Consider the following 19472-nt stretch of genomic DNA (forward strand, 5'->3'; position numbering starts at 1 on the left):
CCCCCAGTCGTGCGGTCGTCATGCCCGCATTAGACCAGCACGCGCTCGATCCCGCCATGGTTTGCGCGTGCGACGTAGTCGGCCATCCAGTTCTCGCCGAGCACCTGGCGCGCGATCTCGACGACGATGTAGTCGGCCTCGATGTTCGCGTCCTCGTTGTAGCGCGACAGGCCCTGCAGGCACGACGGGCAGCTCGTCAGGATCTTCACGTCCGCGCCGCCGTTCACGGCCGGGGCCGGCGCGTCGCCGGCCACGACCGGGATGCTGCGCAGCTTCGCCGCACCCTTGCGGATCTCCTCTTCCTTGCGGAAGCGGACCTGCGTCGACACGTCCGGGCGCGTGACCGCGAGCGTGCCCGACTCGCCGCAGCAGCGCTCGTTCTTCTCGATCTTGTAGCCGTCCTTGTCCGAGCCCATCAGCTCGTTGACGAGCTTGACCGGGTCCATCGTCTTGATCGGCGTGTGGCACGGGTCGTGATACATGTAGCGCGTGCCCTTCACGCCGTCGAGCTTCATCCCCTTCTCGAGCAGGAACTCGTGGATGTCGATGATCCGGCAGCCCGGGAAGATCTTGTCGAATTCATAGCCCGCGAGCTGGTCGTAGCAGGTGCCGCACGACACGACCACCGTCTTGATGTCGAGGTAGTTCAGCGTGTTCGCGACCCGGTGGAACAGCACGCGGTTGTCGGTGACGATCTTCTCGGCCTTGTCGTACTGCCCCGCGCCGCGCTGCGGATAGCCGCAGCACAGGTAGCCCGGCGGCAGCACGGTCTGCACGCCCGCTTCCCACAGCATCGCCTGCGTGGCCAGCCCGACCTGCGAGAACAGGCGCTCGGAGCCGCAGCCCGGGAAGTAGAACACCGCTTCCGAATCGACGGTCGTCGATTTCGGGTTGCGGATGATCGGCACGATCTTGTTGTCCTCGATGTCGAGCAGCGCGCGCGCCGTCTTCTTCGGCAGGTTGCCCGGCATCTTCTTGTTGACGAAGTGGATCACCTGCTCGACGACGGGCGGCTTGCCGACGGTCGCCGGCGGGTGCTGCGTCTGCTTCTTCACGACGTTCTTCAACATGTCGTTCGCGAAGCGCTGCACCTTGTAGCCGACGCCCATCATCACGCTGCGCGCGGCGTTGATCGTCTGCGGATTGGTCGCGTTCAGGAAGAACATGCCCGCCGCGCTGCCCGGGTTGAACTTCTTCTTGCCCATCTTGCGCAGCAGGTTGCGCATGTTCATCGTCACGTCGCCGAAGTCGATCTTCACCGGGCACGGCGTCGCGCACTTGTGGCAGACCGTGCAGTGGTCGGCCACGTCGTTGAACTCGTCCCAGTGCTTGATCGACACGCCGCGGCGGGTCTGCTCCTCGTACAGGAACGCCTCGACCAGCAGCGACGTCGCGAGGATCTTGTTGCGCGGGCTGTACAGCAGGTTCGCGCGCGGCACGTGGGTCGCGCACACCGGCTTGCACTTGCCGCAGCGCAGGCAGTCCTTCACCGAATCGGCGATCGCGCCGATGTCGGACTGCTGCATGATCAGCGACTCGTAGCCCATCAGCCCGAAGCTCGGCGTGTACGCGTTGCGAAGATCGGCGCCGTCGAGCAGCTTGCCCTTGTTGAAGCGGCCGTTCGGGTCGACGCGCTGCTTGTACGCGCGGAATTCGGCGATCTCGTCGTCGGTCAGGAACTCGAGCTTCGTGATGCCGATCCCGTGCTCGCCGGAAATCACGCCGTCGAGCGAGCGCGCGAGCGTCATGATGCGCGCGACCGCCGCGTGGGCGTCCTGCAGCATCTCGTAGTTGTCGGAGTTGACCGGGATGTTCGTGTGGACGTTGCCGTCGCCCGCGTGCATGTGCAGCGCGACGAACACGCGGCCGCGCAGCACCTGCTTGTGGATCGCCTGCGCTTCGTCGAGGATCGGCTTGAACGCGCCGCCGTTGAAGATCGCACGCAGTTCCGCGCGGATCTCCTGCTTCCACGAGATCCGCACCGTGCGGTCCTGCGTGATGTGGAACACGTTCACGCCCGGCTGCTGGTCGACGCGGTCCGCGAACTTCTCCGCGAGCGCCTCGTAGCCGAGCTGCACGAGGTAGTGCTGCGCCTCGCGCAGCGGCTGGTCGAGCCGGTCGCGCACGAACTCCCAGCGCGCACGCACGCGCTTGAGCAGCTCCAGCGCCTGCTGCACGCGGTCTTCCAGCAGCTCGGCGCTCGGGATCTCGTTCGCGTCGTCGGTCTTGCCGAGCGGCAGGTTGCCGCTCGTGAAGAACGCCTCCAGCGCATCGACGAGCTGCAGCTTGTTCTTCAGCGACAGCTCGATGTTGATGCGCTCGATGCCGTCGGTGTACTCGCCCATCCGGTTCAGCGGGATGACGACGTCCTCGTTGATCTTGAACGCGTTGGTGTGCTTCGCGATCGCGGCGGTGCGGCTGCGGTCGAGCCAGAAGCGCTTGCGCGCCTCGGCGCTGACCGCGACGAAGCCTTCGCCGCTCTTGCCGTTGGCCATCCGCACGACCTCGGACGTCGCGTGCGCGACCGCATCGGCGTCGTCGCCGACGATGTCGCCGATCAGCACCATCTTCGGGAACGCGTTGCGCTTGCTCTTCGTCGCATAGCCGACCGCGCGCAGGTAGCGCTCGTCGAGATGCTCGAGGCCGGCGAGGATCGCGCCGCCCTGCTTCGACGTCTCGAACAGGTAGTCCTTGATCTCGACGATGCTCGGGATCGCCTCGCGCGCCTGGCCGAAGAATTCGAGGCAGACGGTGCGCGTGTGCGCGGGCATCTTGTGCAGCACCCAGCGCGCGGACGTGATCAGGCCGTCGCAGCCTTCCTTCTGCACGCCCGGCAGGCCGGCGAGGAACTTGTCGGTGACGTCCTTGCCGAGCCCCTCCTTGCGGAACCGGCGGCCCTCGATCTCGAGCATCTCGCTCTTGAGCAGCTTCTCGCCCGGCGCATACGCGCCGTCGAACCACTTCAGCTCGAAGCGCGCGACCGGGATGTCGTGGATCTTGCCCTGGTTGTGCTCGTGGCGCGTGACTTCGAGCCAGTTGCCGTCCGGGTCGACCATCCGCCACCAGGCCAGGTTGTCGAGCGCGGTGCCCCACAGCACGGCCTTCTTGCCGCCCGCGTTCATCGCGACGTTGCCGCCGATGCAGGACGCGTCGAGCGAGGTCGGATCGACCGCGAACACGTAGCCGGCCGCCTCCGCCGCCTCGGTCACGCGGCGCGTGACGACGCCCGCGCCGGAGAAGATCGTCGGCACCTTGTGCGCGACGCCCGGCAGCTCGGTCAGCTCGACCGCGCCGAGCTGCTCCAGCTTTTCGGTGTTGATCACCGCCGAGAACGGCGTGAGCGGCACCGCGCCGCCCGTGTAGCCGGTGCCGCCGCCGCGCGGGATCACCGTCAGGCCGAGCTCGAAGCAGGCCTTGATCAGGCCCGCGATCTCCGCTTCGGTGTCCGGGGTCAGCACGACGAACGGGTACTCGACACGCCAGTCGGTCGCATCGGTCACGTGGGACACGCGCGACAGCCCGTCGAAGCGGATGTTGTCCTTCTGCGTGCAGCGGCCGAGCGCCTTGGTCGCGCGGCGGCGCAGCTCGGCCATCTTGTCGAATTCCTCCGCGAACTCGTCGACCGCGCGCTGCGCGGCGGCCTCGAGCATCCCGACGCGCACCGCACGCTCGCGGCCCGCGTCGTCCTGGTGTGCGCTCAGGTCGGCGTGGCGGCGCTTCTCGATCTCGCCGAGGCGGTGGTTCAGCGCCTCGATCAGCAGCGCGCGGCGCTTCGGGTTGTCGAGCAGGTCGTCCTGCAGGTACGGGTTGCGGCGCACGACCCAGATGTCGCCGAGCACTTCGTACAGCATCCGCGCCGAGCGGCCGGTGCGGCGCTCGGCGCGCAGCTCGTCGAGCACGGCCCAGGCTTCCTCGCCCAGCAGGCGGATCACGATCTCGCGGTCGGAGAACGAGGTGTAGTTGTACGGGATCTCGCGCAGACGAGGTGCGGGGTCGGCGGCGACGGCGGCGGCCGCGCCATGCGGATCGAAAACTTGTGGTGCGTTCATGTTCGGACGACTCGGAGGGCCGAAACACCGGGCAACGGGCGTCGGCAAGCGCGTGGGCGCAATCTTGGGGAAATCTGTTCTAGTACCAGGCGCGACACGGCCTGGCGGCACTCGGAGCCATCAGCACGATCGCGCGCGGCGCGCATGCCGTTGCGCCGCGGGGCTGGCTGCGCGCGGCGACGGCTTCAAAGGGGCGATCCGAGGGTGCCTCTGCATCTTCCGATCCTTGATTCAAAACGGAATTCTAACCCATGATCGAGCCTCGCGTGAGACCTCGGACCGGCCGTGGGGATATCGGCGGAAGGCCCGCCGGCCGTGGCCCGAAGCGGTTTCGGGCCGCCATTCGCCGTCCGTCCGGTCGGTAACCGGCCGGTTAAGCCCGCCGGATCGGCGTCGCACCGCCGCAAACGGTCGCGACGCACATGCAAACCGTATCGAAACAGACCCCAGGCGCTATCATTGATCCTTTACGTCTGCATCCGCACTGCACGCGAGCGCCCATGGCATCCCACGATTATCTGAAGAAAATCCTCACCGCGCGCGTCTACGACGTCGCGATCGAGACAGAGCTCGAACCGGCCCGCAACCTGTCGGCCCGGCTGCGCAACCCCGTCTACCTGAAGCGCGAGGACAACCAGCCGGTGTTCTCGTTCAAGCTGCGGGGCGCGTACAACAAGATGGCGCACATTCCGGCCGATGCGCTCGCGCGCGGCGTGATTACCGCGTCGGCGGGCAACCACGCGCAGGGCGTCGCGTTCTCGGCGGCCCGGATGGGCATCAAGGCCGTGATCGTCGTGCCGGTCACGACGCCGCAGGTGAAGGTCGACGCGGTGCGCGCGCACGGCGGCCCGTCGGTCGAGGTGATCCAGGCGGGCGAGTCGTACAGCGACGCGTACAAGCATGCGCTGACGGTGCAGGAAGAGCGCGGCCTCACGTTCGTCCACCCGTTCGACGATCCGTACGTGATCGCGGGCCAGGGCACCGTCGCGATGGAGATCCTGCGCCAGCACCAGGGCCCGATCCACGCGATCTTCGTGCCGATCGGCGGCGGCGGGCTCGCCGCGGGCATCGTCGCGTACGTGAAGGCCGTGCGCCCGGAGATCAAGGTGATCGGCGTGCAGACCGAGGATTCGTGCGCGATGGCGCAGTCGATCGACGCCGGCCGCCGCATCGAGCTTGCCGAGGTCGGCCTGTTCGCGGACGGCACCGCGGTGAAGCTCGTCGGCGAGGAGACCTTCCGGCTCTGCAGCGAACACCTCGACGGCGTCCTGACGGTCAACACCGACGCGCTGTGCGCGGCGATCAAGGATGTGTTCCAGGACACCCGCAGCGTGCTCGAACCCTCCGGCGCGCTGGCGGTCGCGGGCGCGAAGCTCTACGCGGAACGCGAAGGCATCGAAAACCAGACGCTCGTCGCGATCACGTCGGGCGCGAACATGAACTTCGACCGGATGCGCTTCGTCGCCGAGCGCGCCGAGGTCGGCGAGGCGCGCGAAGCGGTGTTCGCGGTGACGATCCCCGAGGAGCGCGGCAGCTTCAAGCGCTTCTGCTCGCTCGTCGGCGACCGCAACGTCACCGAGTTCAACTACCGGATCGCCGATGCGCGGGCCGCGCACATCTTCGTCGGCGTGCAGATCAAGCGCCGCGGCGAATCCGCGGAGATCGCCGCGAACTTCGAGTCGCACGGCTTCCAGACCGTCGACCTGACGCACGACGAGCTGTCGAAGGAGCACATCCGCTACATGGTCGGCGGCCACTCGCCGCTCGCGCTCGACGAGCGGCTGTTCCGCTTCGAATTCCCGGAGCGCCCGGGCGCGCTGATGAAGTTCCTGTCGTCGATGGCGCCCGACTGGAACATCAGCCTGTTCCACTACCGCAACCAGGGCGCGGACTACAGTTCGATCCTCGTCGGCCTGCAGGTGCCGCCCGCCGACCATGCGGAGTTCGAACGCTTCCTCGCGACGCTCGGCTATCCGTACGTCGAGGAAAGCGGCAATCCGGCCTATCGCCTGTTCCTGTCCTGAGCGAGCCCATCATGAATCCCGAACACTCCCCGCTCGGCAAGGCAACCGTCTACGCGAACCAGTACGACGCGTCGCTGCTGTTCCCGATCCCGCGCGCCGGCGCGCGCGCGCAGATCGGCATCACGTCGGCGCTGCCGTTCTTCGGCACCGACATCTGGAACGCGTACGAGCTGTCGTGGCTCAACGCGCGCGGCAAGCCGCAGGTCGCGGTCGCGACGTTCTACGTGCCGGCCGAATCGCCTAACATCATCGAATCGAAGTCGTTCAAGCTGTATCTCGGCTCGTTCGCGCAGACGAAGTTCGATTCGATCGACGCGGTGCGCGACGCGCTGAAGCGCGACGTGTCGGCCGCGTGCGGCGCGAGCGTTTCCGTGCAGCTCGTGTCGCCGCACGACTTCGGCAAGCTCGAGATGGACGAGCTCGACGGGCTGTCGCTCGACCGGCTCGATCTCGACACCGACATCTACGAGCCCGATCCGTCGCTGCTCACCGCCGCGCACGACGAGGCGCCGGTCGAGGAAACGCTCGTGTCGGACCTGCTGAGATCGAACTGCCCGGTCACCGGCCAGCCGGACTGGGGCAGCGTGCAGATCCACTACGTCGGGCCGCAGATCGACCATGCGGGCCTGCTGCGCTACATCATCTCGTTCCGCAATCACACCGGCTTTCACGAGCAGTGCGTCGAGCGGATCTTCCTCGACATCCTGCATGCGTGCAAACCGGTAAAACTCGCGGTGTATGCGCGCTATACGCGCCGCGGCGGGCTCGATATCAACCCGTTCCGCACGAACTACAACCAGCCGATGCCGGATAACGCGCGGACGGCGCGGCAGTGACGCGGCGCGGCCGTCCGCCGGCGCCGCGAAATAAAACACCCCGACCGGCTTGCGCCGATCGGGGTGTTTTTTCATTCGACAGATGCGCGTGTGGAGCAACTTCGGGCGTTACTTCACCGGCGCCTTGTACGCGATGCAATCGACCTCGACCTTGCAGTCGATCACCATGCTCGACTGCACGCACGCGCGCGCCGGCGGATGCTCGCCGAAGTACGAGATGAACACCTTGTTGAACGACGCGAAATCGCGCGCGTCGTCGAGCCACACGCCGCAGCGCACGACGTGCTCGAGGCCGTAGCCGGCTTCCTTCAGGATCGCGATCACGTTCTCGATCGCCTGCTTCGACTGCGTGACGATCCCGCCTTCGACCACCTCGCCGTTCACCATCGGCGTCTGGCCCGACACGTACAGCCAGCCGTCGGCCTCGACCGCACGCGCAAACGGCATCACCTGCCCGCCCGTGCCCTTCGCTTCGCCTACGCCATATCGCTTCATCGTTTCACTCCTGTTCCTGGTTACGGATGCGCGCGCCCAACGCGGCGCGCGCGGAAATTGCCCCTGTCAGAACACTGCATCGGCGCTCGCCTGCGCTCGCGCGCCGCGCGCGACGAAGCCGCCCGCACGTTCGCCGGTCGGCTGGCCGTCGCGGTAGGTCAGCACGCCGTTGACCCACACCGCGTCGATGCCGTGCGCGGGCTGCTGCGGCTTGTCGAAGGTCGCCGCGTCGATCACGCGCGCTGGATCGAACAGCACGAGATCCGCGTGGAAGCCCACGCGCACCTCGCCGCGCCCCGCGAGCCCGAAGCGGCGTGCGGACAGCGACGTCATCTTGCGGATCGCCTCCTCGAGCGGCAGCAGGCCGGTGTCGCGCGCGTAATGCCCGAGCACGCGCGGGAACGCACCCCACAGCCGCGGATGCGGCAGCGGATCGTTCGGCAGGCCGTCCGAGCCGACCATCGTCGCCGGATGCGACAGAATCCGCCGCACGTCGTCCTCGGACATGTTGTGGTACACGGCGCCCGCCGGCCGGATCCGCTGCGCGGCCTCCTGCTCGGTCACGCCCCAGTCGGCCGCGATCGCCTTCAGCAGCTTGCCCGCCACTTCCGGATGCGGCTCCGACCACGTGATCGTGATGTCGATGTCGCCCGTCACCTGCTTCAGGTCGAGCGTCGACGAGCTGCGGCTGTACGGATAGCAGTCGCAGCCGACCGGCTGGTAGCGGCGCGCGCCTTCGAGCGACGCGAGCACCTCGGTGCTGCGGCCCCAGTTCGACGGGCCCGCGCATTTCAGGTGCGAGATCACGACCGGCACCCGCGCGTGGCGGCCGACGCGATACGCCTCGTCCATCGCGTCGAGGATCGCGTCGAACTCGGTGCGCATGTGCGTCGTGTACAGCGCGCCCGCGTTCGCGAGCGGCTCGGCGAGCGCCATCACTTCCTCCGGCGGCGCCGCGAACGCGGAGCCGTACGCGAGCCCCGACGACAGCCCGAGCGCGCCGTGCGCGAGCGCCTCCTCGAGCTGCGCGCGCATGCCGGCGATTTCCGCATCGGTGGCCGCGCGGTCGAGGCGGTCCATCTGGTTGTTGCGCAGCGCGGTGTGGCCGACGAGCGCGGCGACGTTGACGGCCGGCCGCGCGTCGTTCACCGCCGCGACGTAGTCGGCGAAGGTCGGGTACCGGAACGCGCCGCGCTCGCCGAGCAGGTTCATCGGGTCGGGCGGATCGCCCGCGAGCGTCACCGGCGACGCGCTGATCCCGCAGTTGCCGACGATCACGGTCGTCACGCCCTGCGTGATCTTCGGCAGCATCTGCGGCGAGCGGATCACGTGCGTGTCGTCGTGCGTATGCACGTCGACGAAGCCCGGCGCCAGCGCGCGGCCGTTCGCTTCGACGACCTCCTCGGCCAGCCAGTTCGACAGGTTGCCGATCGCGACGATCGCGCCGTTGCGGATCGCGACGTCGCGCTCGACGGGCGGCGCGCCGGTGCCGTCGTACAGCTGCGCGCCGACGATCAGCGTATCGGCGGCTTCGGGATGCGAATGCATGGTCAGTCTCCTAGCGGTTGGCGGTCTCCGCCGCCGCGGTGCGCATCGAGCGCATGCTTGACGCGGCGCAGCGATTCGCGGCACGCGTCGCCGAGCCGCAGCGCGACCTCGGTGACGAGCACGTCGATGGCCATCATCATCGCGTAGCGCGACGTCGACGGCTTGTAGATGAAATCGGTTTCGAACGCGACGACCGGAATCAGGTGGTCGGCAAGCTGCGCGAGCGGCGACGCCGGCGCGGTCACCGCGATCAGCGGCGCGCCGTAGCGCTTCGCGAGCGCGCAGCTTTCCAGCAGCTCCGGCACGCGCCCGCTCACCGACAGCGCGACCACGACGGAATCGCGCGACGCCGTCGCCGCGACCATCCGCTGCAGCACGCTGTCCTGATAGCTCGCGACCGGCCGGCCGAAGCGCACGAGACGAAAGCGCAGCTCGTCGGCGAGCGCGGTCGAGCCGCCGCCCTGCCCGTACACGTAGACCATCTTCGCGCCGGCGAGCAGGTCGGCGGCCGCGTCGAACGACGTCTGGCGCAGCAGCTGGTGGTTGTGCGCGAGTGCGACCTGGATCTCGTCGTAGACGACCGACGCGGGATTCGCGTCATCCTCGCCCGCGCCGTCGGACGGCGCGAGAAAGCGCTGGCCGACCGCCGCCGCCTGCGCGACGAGCAGCTTCAGCTCGCGCACGTCGCGGCAGCCGACCGCCTTCGCGAAGCGCGTGACCGTCGCGACGCTCACGTCGGCGTCGCGCGCGAGCGTGCCGATGCTCGCATGCGCGGCGCGCGCGAGATCGGCGAGGATGAACGCGGCCACCTTGCGCTCGGCGTCGCGCAGCTCGGGCGCGCATTCGGCGATCCGGGCGACGATGTCGACGGCCGGCTGGGCGGCAGCGCCGGCAGCCGGCGGTACGGAAGACGAAGTGGCGGACGAATTCATCTGCGGGAATGGGTGCGGCGCACCATGTTACTAAATAACATTACCGCGCCGATGCTACTTTCTGTACCATCGGCATGTCAACTTCAGTGCAATGCATATCAATGATGGAGCGGGATGACATGAAAGTTACAAACTATCAGGATGCAACGATCGATCCGTTCGGCAAGGGCCTCGGCAATGTGCCGAGCGCGAGCGTGCCGCTCGGCGACGCGGGCCGCCTCGAGTGGAACCTGCTCGCGGAGGACGTCAGCCTGCCGGCCGCGGTGCTGTACGAGGACCGCATCGAGCACAACCTGAAGTGGATGCAGGCGTTCGTCGAGGAATACGGCGTCAAGTTCGCGCCGCACGGCAAGACGACGATGGCGCCGCAGTTGTTCCGCCGCCAGCTCGACGCCGGCGCGTGGGGCATCACGCTCGCGACTGCGCACCAGACGCAGGCCGCGTATCACGGCGGCGTGCGGCGCGTGCTGCTCGCGAACCAGCTGGTCGGCCGCCAGAACATGACGATCATCGCGGGGCTGCTGTCGGATCCCGATTTCGAGTTCTTCTGCCTCGTCGATTCCGCCGACGGCGTCGACCAGCTCGGCCAGTTCTTCGGCAACGCGAAGAAGTCGCTCAACGTGCTGCTCGAGCTCGGCGTGCCGGGCGGGCGCACCGGCGTGCGCGACGCCGCGCAGCGCGACGCGGTGCTCGCGGCGCTCGCCCGCTATCCGGACACGCTGAAGCTGGCCGGGATCGAACTCTACGAAGGCGTGCTGAAGGAGGAAGGCGAGATCCGCGCGTTCCTGCAGGGCGCGGTCGCGCTGACGCGCGAGCTCGCCGCCGCCGGCCGCTTCGCGCGCACGCCGGCGATCCTGTCCGGCGCGGGTTCGGCGTGGTACGACGTGGTCGCGGAGGAATTCGCGAAGGCGTCCGGCGCCGGCTTCGCGGAAGTCGTGCTGCGCCCGGGCTGCTACCTGACGCACGACGTCGGCATCTACAAGAAGGCGCAGACCGACGTGTTCGCGCGCAACCCGACCGCGCGCAAGATGGGCGAAGGGCTGCTGCCGGCGCTGCAGCTGTGGGCGTACGTGCAGTCGGTGCCGGAACCGAACCGCGCGATCGTCGCGCTCGGCAAGCGCGACTCGGCGTTCGACGCGGGCCTGCCCGAGCCGGCCCGGCATTTCCGCCCGGGCCGCGACAGCGCGCCGCGCGACGTTGCAGCAGCCGAAGGCTGGGCGATCACCGGCCTGATGGACCAGCACGCGTACCTGCAGATCCCGCCCGGCGCGGACGTGAAGGTCGGCGACATGATCGCGTTCGACATCTCGCACCCGTGCCTGACGTTCGACAAGTGGCGCCAGCTGCTCGTGCTCGATCCGCAGTTCCGCGTGACGGAAGTGGTCGAAACGTTCTTCTGACCGTCCTTCCGACGTGATCCGGCCGCCCCGTCGCGCGACGGGGCGGCCTTGCGTCATACCGGTTTCAGGCCGCCGGAGTACACTGCGCTTTCGTCCCGGGGCGCGCTCTCGCCCCGCTCAACTTTGCATGGAACCCGGGAGAAAGCCATGGCCGCGAAGAAGATCCTGTTCCTCACCGGCGATTTCGCCGAAGACTACGAAACGATGGTGCCGTTCCAGGCACTGCAGGCCGTCGGCCACCACGTCGACGCGGTCTGCCCGGGCAAGCGCTCGGGCGACAGGATCAAGACCGCGATCCACGACTTCGAGGGCGACCAGACCTACACCGAAAAGCCCGGCCACCAGTTCACGCTGAACGCGTCGTTCGACGACGTCGACGCCGCGCGCTACGACGCGCTCGCGATCGCGGGCGGCCGCGCGCCGGAATATCTGCGGCTCGATCCGAAGGTGATCGCGCTCGTGCGCGCGTTCGCGGCCGCGGCCAAGCCGATCGCCGCGATCTGCCATGCGGCGCAATTGCTCGCCGCCGCCGACGTGATCCGCGGCAAGCGCATCTCGGCCTACCCGGCCTGCGCGCCCGAAGTGAAGCTCGCGGGCGGCGAATATGCGGACATTCCGGTCGACGCGGCGGTCACCGACGCGCCGTTCGTCACCGCGCCCGCGTGGCCCGCGCATCCGGCGTGGCTCGCGCAATTCCTCGCGCTGCTCGGCACGCGCATCGAGCTGTAACCCGGCACGCCGGCCGCGCGCCGCTGCCCGCTCAGTGCGCCGGCGGCGGCGTGCCGACTTCGGCGATCCGCTCCTCGAGCATCGCCAGCGCGCCGGACAGCGCCGTCAGCACGTCGTCCGGCAGCCGCGCGACCGTCTTGTCGAGAAACGCGCGGCGGCGCGGCAGGCTCGCCTCGAACGCCACGCGCCCGTCGGCGGTCAGCTTCACGTTCGTCACGCGGTTGTCGCGCTCGTCGGATTCGCGCTCGACCCAGCCGAGCGCGTCGAGCGACTTCAACTGGCGCGTGAGCGCGCCCGGGTCGATCCGCAGAATCTCGACGAGCCGCTTCTGCGACGATTCCCCACCCAGCGAGTGCAGCGCGACCATGATGCGCCAGCGCGGCATCGGCTGGCCGACGTGCGCCTCGAACGCGGTCAAGAACGCGCGATAGGTCCGTCCGAATTGCTGCAAGATCGCGACGCGGTCCTGTTCTTCCATGCGTTCAGTTCGGTTCGTTCAATCGGTTGATCGGAGTCAATCGGCCGCGACATGCGGTTCGATCTTGCGCCGCAGCGTGACGGGCGGCACGCGGCGGCACTGCCACACCGCATACACGGCCACCACCGCCGCCACCGCGACGCCCACGTGAATCGCGCTGACGAGCGATTCGCGGGCGGCTTCCAGCAGCAGCGCGCCATTATGCCCGGCGCGCGTCAACTCGCCGACGAGGCCGGCCTGCGCCGCGCGGTCGATCAGGATCTGCGGGTCGGCGAGCTGCGCGTGCCATTGCAGCGCGTGGTCGGCGCCGAGCGCGTCGCGCACGCCGCCCGCATACATCTGGCTGACGAGCGTGCCCGTCAGCGCGGTGCCGGCCATCCCGCCGACCATCCGCAGCGACTGCAGCAGCGCGGTGGCGATGCCGAGGTGCTCGCGTCCGGCGGTCTGCTGCGCGAACACCGTCAGGTTCGGCAGCACGAAGCCGAGGCCGACGCCGCCCGCGACCATCAGCGCCATCAGCAGCCAGCGGGGCGTCGCATGCGTCGACACGACGACGCCGGCGCACGTGATCGCGAACAGCGCGAAGCCGACGTGCAGCATCGCGTTCGGGTGGCGGATGCGGGTGACGACGCGGCCGTTCATGATGCTGCCGATCGTGATGAACACGACGAGCGGCGTGATGACGAGCCCCGCTTCCTTCGGCGACATGCCGAACCCGCCCTGGAACAGCAGCGGCGCGTAGAACAGCAGCGAGAACATCGAGAAGCCGGCGAGGATCGCGAGCACGAACAGCGCGGACAGCGCGCGATTGCCGAACATGTCGAACGGCAAAATCGGCTGCGCGCAACGCTTCTCCCAGCGCCACAGCCCGATGCCGGCGGCGAGCGCGACGCCGAGCAGCAGCGTCGGCCAGCCGGCGACGCCGTGCTTCGGCAGCCACTCGACGAACAGCTGCAGCGCGCCGAGCGACAGCGCGATCAAGAGCGCGCCCGGCCAGTCGAGCCGCATCTTCCGGTCATGCTCGACGTGCCGCAGGTGCGGCAGGTAGCGCCACACGAACAGCAGCGACAGCAGGCCGACCGGCAGGTTCACGTAGAACACCGCACGCCAGCCCAGCGACTGGGTCAGCACGCCGCCGAGCGACGGCCCGATCGCGTTCGCGATGCCGAACGCGGAACTCATCATCACCTGCCAGCGCAGCCGCACGACGGAATCGGGGAACAGATCGGGAATGCACGCGAACGCGGTGCCGACCAGCATCCCGCCGCCGATGCCCTGCAGGCCGCGCGCGAGCACCAGGTAGAGCATGTCGTTGGCCATCCCGCACAGCACCGACGCGCCCGTGAACACGACGATCGACGCGATCACGAAGGGCTTGCGCCCGTAGTAGTCGCCGAGCCGCCCGAAGATCGGCACGGTGATCACCGAGCTGAGCAGGTACGACGTCGCGACCCACGCATACAGGTCGAATCCCTTCAGTTCGGCGACGATGGTCGGCAGCGCGGTGCCGACGACGGTCTGGTCGAGCGCGACGAGCATCGTCACGAACGAGATGCCGATCATCGCGAGCAGCGATTCGCGGAACGGCAGCACTTGCCCGCTCGAATGGTGGGCGGCGGTGTGGACGGCCATTTTTTGTCTTCGCAACTTTTGACGAGTCAAAGAATCTCAAAATTCTATCATTGGTGCGATAACCTAGCTGGCGGCCGCATTTGGGCCGGGGTTGCGAGGGAGAAAGATGGAACCGATTTCAAGCGAAGTGGCGACGACGCTGTCGGCGGACGATCGGGATGCGCTGCGGCGCGCGAAGCAGGTGCTGGAAAGCCCGTCGCTGACGATGAAGCTGACGGGCCTGCTCGGCGCGCCGATCGAGAAGATGATCGGCAGGCTGCCGGATTTCGCGACCGGCAAGATCAACGACGCGACCCAGCTCGCGCTGCGCAAGTGCCTGAACCTCGCGCTGCGCACGCTCGGCAAGCCGCCGGCGCCCGACGCCGACGCGCCCGACATGCACGACAGGCCGAGCAACCTGCTGCACAAGCTCGCGGTCGCGACGACGGGCGCCGCCGGCGGCGCGTTCGGCTTCGTCGCGCTGCCGGTCGAGCTGCCGGTCACGACGACGCTGATCTTCCGCTCGGTCTGCGACATCGCGCGCAGCGAAGGCGAGGACCTGTCGTCGGTGGACGCGCAACTGCAGTGCCTCGCCGTGCTCGGGATGGGCGGCAACCCGGACAAGAAAGAAGAAGACGCCGATCTCGGCTACTTCGTGCTGCGCGGCGCGCTCGCGCAGGCGATCTCGAAGGCGTCGTCGGACATCACGTCGAAGGGCATCGGCGCGCATGGCTCGGCCGCGTTGTTCAGGCTCGTGCAGACCATCGCGTCGCGTTTCTCGGTGCAGGTGACCGAGCAGATGGCGGCGAAGTCGATCCCGGCGATCGGCGCGGTGCTCGGCGCGACCGTCAACACGCTGTTCATCGATCACTTCCAGCAGATGGCGCACGGCCACTTCACCGTGCGCCGGCTCGAGCGCAAGTACGGCGCCGCGGCCGTCGAGGCCGCCTATCAGGCGATCGACGCGCCGCCCACGCGCTGAACCGCCCGCTCGAACGCAACGCCGGCCGCCTTCGCGTTGCCGGCGGCGCCCGCGCATCCGCAATTCCCTGAAGCGCCGGGCGCGCGGGATCGGGCACGGCGTGTCGTTCAAGGAGCGGCTCTACGTCAAGCGCCGCCGCTCAGCCGGCCGGCAGCACCTGCCCGCGGATCTCGCCGGACGGATGCTCCTTCGTATGGATGTTGAAGTACCACTTGCCGGCCATCAGTTCGGTCACCTGCGCATCGTTCAGTTCCTTCGAACCCCTGATCGGGCTCGCGAGGCCGTCCTTCGGAATCGGCACCTGGACGCCGGCGTTCTGCCCGACGGACGCCGGCCCGTGGAAATGCGCAGCGGCGGCCGGGCCGGTCAGGTCCTTGTAGGTGATCGTCCATTGCAACGTGCGGGTGGCCGTGTCGTAAGTCGCGTCGACGTTGCCCGAACCGTGGCTGGTGGTGGGCGGCACCTCGCTCGACGGCTGAAGGTCGGCTACCAGGCGAACCGTTTCGGCGGCGGCGCTGCCGGCAGCCAGCACGCCCGCGAGTAACGCCACCTGGAGGAAACGCAGCTTCGGCATGGAATCTCCTTGTACGACGGTGTGCGCCATCCGGACGGATGACGTCCCGCCAATCTTAGTCGATCGGCGCCGCTGCGTGAGTGCATCGGCCAGCCTGACGCATCCTGGAACAGACCTTTTCAGCCGGACGCCTGAATCCGCGCGCAGCGTTTCGCTACACTTCGTTTCACAGTTGCTTGTTTCCTTCGTCCGAAGGAGTCTGCGAGTATTTGCGCGGCCACCCGGCCGCGTTTTTTTTGCCTGCTCGACGGACATGGGGACACGGCGTCGCCCTGCCTCGCTGCCGGACGTCGCACGGCCGGCGCGTCAGCCGCGATACCCCGGATCGATGCGATCGACGATACGCTGCAGCGCGTCGAACGCATCCTGCCCCGCGCCGTGCTTCGGGTCGAAGTTCAGCGAGTCGCGCACGCACGCCTCGAGCACCGGCGGCGCGATCGGCAGCGGGTCGCCGATCGCGTGCGTCGCGACCTGCACTTCGCATGCGCGATTGAGCAGCCACATCAGCGAGAACGCCTCGGCAAGCGTGCGCCCGATCGTGACCGGCCCGTGATTCCTCAGCAGCAGGACGGGCCGCCCGCCGGCGCTCGCGACGATGCGCCGGCCTTCGTCGAGGTGCACCGTGATGCCTTCGAAGTCGTGATACGCGACCTTGCCGTACAGCTGCGCCGCGTAGAAGTTCGAGAACGACAGGCCGCCGCGCGAACTGCACACGCCCATCGCGGGCGTCGTGTGCACGTGCATCACGCAATGCGCGTCCGGCAGCGCGGCATGGATCGCGCCGTGGAACGTGAAGCCCGCCGGATTGATCGGCCAGTCGGAATGGCCGATCACGTTGCCGTCGATGTCGACCTTGACGAGATTCGACGCGCACACCTCGCGGTAGTGCAGGCCGAACGGATTGATCAGGAAGTGCCCGTCGGCATCCGGCACGCGCAGCGAGATATGGTTGTAGATCAGCTCGGTCCAGCCGAGCTGATCGAAGATGCGGTAAGCGGCCGCAAGCTGCACGCGCGCCTGCCATTCGGCGTCGGAAAAGCGGGCGGGACGGGCAAACGGCTGGTTCGGCACGTGATGCATGCGAGTGCTCCTGTTGGGCAGGCGCGTGCCGGGCCGCACGCGATGTGCGGCGATTCCGGCAGCACCTTCACGACCCCCTGATCGTTGCGCATGCAACCATATCACCTTTCGGCGCGCATCGGAACAGCGGCTGCGGACCGGCCCTTATAGCTGGTCGTCGACCGGCAGCAGCATGAACACGCCGGTCAGCACGTTGCGCAGCAGCCCCGCATACGGATCGACGTGATAGGTGCGCAGCACGCCTTCGTCGGTGCCGGTCCATGTCAGCTCGGACGCGCCGGGCCCCGACAGCGCCGCGAGCTGCACGCGGTAGCTTTCGTCAGGCTGCGTCGCCCGCGCGAAGATCGTCGCGACCTGCTGCGCGAGCGCCGGGCTGTGGATCACGAGCGCCAGCTCGGTATTGAGGTGTGTGGAGCGCGGATCGAGGTTCATCGAGCCGATCACGAGGATCTCCCGGTCGATCACGTAGGCCTTCGCGTGCAGGCTCGCACGCGAGCGCGAGCCTAACAGCCGCGGCCGGCCGGGCCGCGCCTTGTATTCGTAGAGCTCGACGCCGTGCCGCAGCAGCGGCACGCGGTACGGGCCGTAGCCGGCCTGCACGGCCACCGCGTCGGTCGCCGCGAGCGAGTTCGTCAGGATCGCGACGCGCACGCCGCGCGCGGTGGTGTCGCCGAGGATCTTCACGCCCGCGTCATGCGGCACGAAATACGGCGAAAACGCGAGGAATTCGTGCTGCGCGGCGCGGATCAGCTCGGCGAGGCGCCGCATCGGCGGGCTCACGTAGCCGTCGGTAGGCTGCGCGACCTTGTCCGGCGCGTCGGCCTCGAACTCGGCCGGCGCCCAGACGAGGCCGAGCTCGCCGCGCGCGATCTGCTGCGCGAGCGGCGTCGCGTTCAGCGGCTTCGCGTTGTACGGCTCCGCGTTCTCGCGCCAGTGCGCGCGCAACTCGTCGCGCATCGCGTCGAGATCCTTCGGGTCGAACGTCTGATGATTCAGCACCCGCAGCGGATAGCTGCTGCCGCTCGCCCAGTACGCATCGAAGCTCGCGGAGATGTCGTGCGTCACCGGGCCGGCCGCGAGCACGTCGAGATCGCGGAACTGCAGCGTCGGGCTCGCGCTGAAATATTCGTCGCCGAGATTGCGGCCGCCGACGATCGCAATCTGGTTGTCGGCGATCATCGCCTTGTTGTGCATCCGGCGCGTGAAGCGGTCGATCCGTGTGAAGAAAATCGTCGTGCGCTGCATCACGTCCCGCTGCGACGCGCCGAACGGATTGAACACGCGGATCTCGATGTTCGGGTGCGTGTTCAGCGCGGCCATCACGCGGTCGATGTCGCGGAAGTTCAGGTCGTCGACCAGCATCCGCACCCGCACGCCGCGATCGGCCGCGTACAGCGCGGCGCCGAGCAGCAGCTTGCCGGTCGTGTCCTCAGTTGCGATGTAGTACTGCATGTCGAGCGTGCGGGTCGCCGCGCGGGCGAGCGCGATGCGCATCTGCAGCGCGGCGGCACCGTCCGCGAGCAGGCGGAAGCCCGATTCGCCCGGACGCGCGGCCACGGGCGCGGCGAGCGCGTCGCGCAGCGGCGTCGCGGCATCGGCGGGCAACGCGTGCGACACCGTGCGCTCGAGCGTGGTGGCGCTCGGATGCGTCGCGCACGCGGCGACGAGCGACAGCAGCGCGCAGACGGCCAGCGCGCGGGCCGAGCGACAGGTGGCGCGCCACGCGCGGGCGGCCGGCGCGCGCCGGATGACGGACATGAGCACGGGGCTTTCTCGACAGGCGGATCAACCATTCCGCACACGCTGCCGCGCGCGGCTGACGAACGATTCTAAGTGGCGCCGGATGACGCGGTCAATCGCGCGCGTCCGGCGCACGCACGCTTGAATGAGCGGGGCCGCAGCCGTCGGCGCGGGTGCGATGCCGGGCGAGTGGTCCAACCAATCTCAGGGCGCGTCCCCGCGCCGCTCGAAGTGACTGCGCACATAGTCGATGTGCGTCTGCATCGCGGTGCGCGCCTCCTCGGGCCGCTGCGCGCAGATCGCGTCGCAGACGACCCGGTGCTGCCGCAGCAGTTGCTCCGCCGCGCCCGCGTCCTGCTCGCTCATCCCGGTCGCGTTGACCGTGATGTGCTCGCGCAGCATGCCGATCACGCTCGTATGCAGGTGCAGGAACATCGTGTTGTGCGACGCGAGCGCGATCGCCTCGTGCAGCTTCGAATCGGTCGCCGCCTCGACCGCGCGGTCGTCGTTCGCGTGCGCGGCTTCGAGCTCGCGCATCAGCGCGCGGATTCGGCGGCGGTCGCCCGCGTCGGCGCGCAGCGCGGCGAAATACGCGGTCGCGCCCTCCAGCACGCGGCGGAACTCGAGGATGTCGTCGCGCAGCGCCGGATGGTCGGCGACGAGCTGCCCCCACGGCGACGCGATGCCGGCGCGCAGCTGGTCCGTCACGTACACGCCCGCGCCGCGCCGGCTCTGCAGCAGGCCGCGCGCGACGAGCCGCTGGATCGCCTCGCGGATCGTGTTGCGCGCGACGCCGTACTGCTCCGCGAGCACCCGCTCCGCCGGCAGCCGGGCGCCGGCCGGCCACGTGCCGTCGAGCAGCGCCGTCTCGATCTTGCGCATCACCACTTCGGTCCGGCCACGGGCCGCCATGCCTGCCATCGTCGGGTCTCCAGAATGCTGGGCGACGCGACTGGCCCAACCAATTTGAACCCACGCGCCGTCGCGGGAATTA

The 19472-nt window shown here is 68.6% G+C and carries 15 protein-coding genes; 5 read left to right on the forward strand and 10 right to left on the reverse strand.

Annotated elements, in window-relative coordinates; genetic code table 11:
- Positions 1 to 29: 29 nt before the first annotated feature.
- Positions 30 to 4049 carry a DUF3683 domain-containing protein gene (locus KY49_RS19935; protein WP_042586286.1) on the reverse strand — a complete coding sequence of 1340 codons (4020 nt, stop codon included), beginning with the start codon at positions 4047 to 4049 and terminating at the stop codon, positions 30 to 32.
- A gap of 500 nt (positions 4050 to 4549) precedes the next feature.
- Here KY49_RS19935 and ilvA point away from each other — a divergent pair, with 500 nt between their 5' ends.
- Both ilvA and queF read left to right on the forward strand, forming a co-directional pair.
- Positions 4550 to 6073 carry a threonine ammonia-lyase, biosynthetic gene (ilvA, locus tag KY49_RS19940; RefSeq protein WP_042586287.1) on the forward strand — a complete coding sequence of 508 codons (1524 nt, stop codon included), beginning with the start codon at positions 4550 to 4552 and terminating at the stop codon, positions 6071 to 6073.
- An 11-nt stretch (positions 6074 to 6084) separates the two neighbouring features.
- Complete coding sequence (gene queF, locus KY49_RS19945) at positions 6085 to 6909, forward strand: NADPH-dependent 7-cyano-7-deazaguanine reductase QueF (RefSeq protein ID WP_042586288.1); 825 nt, start codon at positions 6085 to 6087, stop codon at positions 6907 to 6909.
- A gap of 108 nt (positions 6910 to 7017) precedes the next feature.
- Here queF and KY49_RS19950 read toward each other — a convergent pair whose 3' ends face one another.
- The 3 genes from KY49_RS19950 to KY49_RS19960 form a co-directional block, all read right to left on the reverse strand.
- The gene (locus KY49_RS19950; protein ID WP_010090694.1) at positions 7018 to 7404 is read right to left on the reverse strand and encodes a RidA family protein; all 387 of its coding nucleotides are present in this window, start codon (positions 7402 to 7404) and stop codon (positions 7018 to 7020) included.
- A 66-nt stretch (positions 7405 to 7470) separates the two neighbouring features.
- Positions 7471 to 8952: an N-acyl-D-amino-acid deacylase family protein gene (locus KY49_RS19955; protein ID WP_042586289.1), complete on the reverse strand. Its 1482-nt coding sequence runs from the start codon at positions 8950 to 8952 to the stop codon at positions 7471 to 7473.
- Positions 8953 to 8954: 2 nt separating this feature from the next.
- The gene (locus KY49_RS19960) at positions 8955 to 9884 is read right to left on the reverse strand and encodes a MurR/RpiR family transcriptional regulator (protein WP_042586290.1); all 930 of its coding nucleotides are present in this window, start codon (positions 9882 to 9884) and stop codon (positions 8955 to 8957) included.
- A gap of 119 nt (positions 9885 to 10003) precedes the next feature.
- On the opposite strand from KY49_RS19960, the gene KY49_RS19965 reads away from it, so the two are divergent.
- On the forward strand, positions 10004 to 11284 hold the full coding sequence (locus KY49_RS19965; RefSeq protein WP_042586291.1) for an amino acid deaminase: 1281 nt from the start codon (positions 10004 to 10006) through the stop codon (positions 11282 to 11284).
- A 147-nt stretch (positions 11285 to 11431) separates the two neighbouring features.
- Complete coding sequence (locus KY49_RS19970) at positions 11432 to 12013, forward strand: DJ-1/PfpI family protein (protein ID WP_042586292.1); 582 nt, start codon at positions 11432 to 11434, stop codon at positions 12011 to 12013.
- A 31-nt stretch (positions 12014 to 12044) separates the two neighbouring features.
- Here the strand turns inward: KY49_RS19970 and KY49_RS19975 are convergent, their stop codons facing one another.
- Both KY49_RS19975 and KY49_RS19980 read right to left on the reverse strand, forming a co-directional pair.
- On the reverse strand, positions 12045 to 12491 hold the full coding sequence (locus KY49_RS19975) for a MarR family winged helix-turn-helix transcriptional regulator (protein ID WP_042586293.1): 447 nt from the start codon (positions 12489 to 12491) through the stop codon (positions 12045 to 12047).
- 36 nt (positions 12492 to 12527) lie between these two features.
- Positions 12528 to 14123: an MDR family MFS transporter gene (locus tag KY49_RS19980; RefSeq protein ID WP_042586294.1), complete on the reverse strand. Its 1596-nt coding sequence runs from the start codon at positions 14121 to 14123 to the stop codon at positions 12528 to 12530.
- A 106-nt stretch (positions 14124 to 14229) separates the two neighbouring features.
- Here KY49_RS19980 and KY49_RS19985 point away from each other — a divergent pair, with 106 nt between their 5' ends.
- The gene (locus tag KY49_RS19985) at positions 14230 to 15084 is read left to right on the forward strand and encodes an EcsC family protein (protein ID WP_042586295.1); all 855 of its coding nucleotides are present in this window, start codon (positions 14230 to 14232) and stop codon (positions 15082 to 15084) included.
- 139 nt (positions 15085 to 15223) lie between these two features.
- Here KY49_RS19985 and KY49_RS19990 read toward each other — a convergent pair whose 3' ends face one another.
- The 4 genes from KY49_RS19990 to KY49_RS20005 form a co-directional block, all read right to left on the reverse strand.
- Positions 15224 to 15658, reverse strand: a complete 435-nt coding sequence (locus tag KY49_RS19990) for a CHRD domain-containing protein (RefSeq protein WP_042586877.1) — start codon at positions 15656 to 15658, stop codon at positions 15224 to 15226.
- Between the two features lie 306 nt (positions 15659 to 15964).
- Complete coding sequence (locus KY49_RS19995; RefSeq protein WP_042586296.1) at positions 15965 to 16738, reverse strand: class II aldolase/adducin family protein; 774 nt, start codon at positions 16736 to 16738, stop codon at positions 15965 to 15967.
- A 144-nt stretch (positions 16739 to 16882) separates the two neighbouring features.
- A complete protein-coding gene (locus tag KY49_RS20000) occupies positions 16883 to 18502 on the reverse strand; it encodes a phospholipase D family protein (protein WP_042586297.1) in 1620 nt (539 codons plus the stop codon).
- 180 nt (positions 18503 to 18682) lie between these two features.
- Complete coding sequence (locus KY49_RS20005) at positions 18683 to 19399, reverse strand: FadR/GntR family transcriptional regulator (RefSeq protein ID WP_042586298.1); 717 nt, start codon at positions 19397 to 19399, stop codon at positions 18683 to 18685.
- Between the last annotated feature and the right edge of the window lie 73 nt (positions 19400 to 19472).

The organism is Burkholderia sp. MSHR3999 (genome assembly GCF_000833595.1).
GTDB lineage: Bacteria > Pseudomonadota > Gammaproteobacteria > Burkholderiales > Burkholderiaceae > Burkholderia > Burkholderia ubonensis.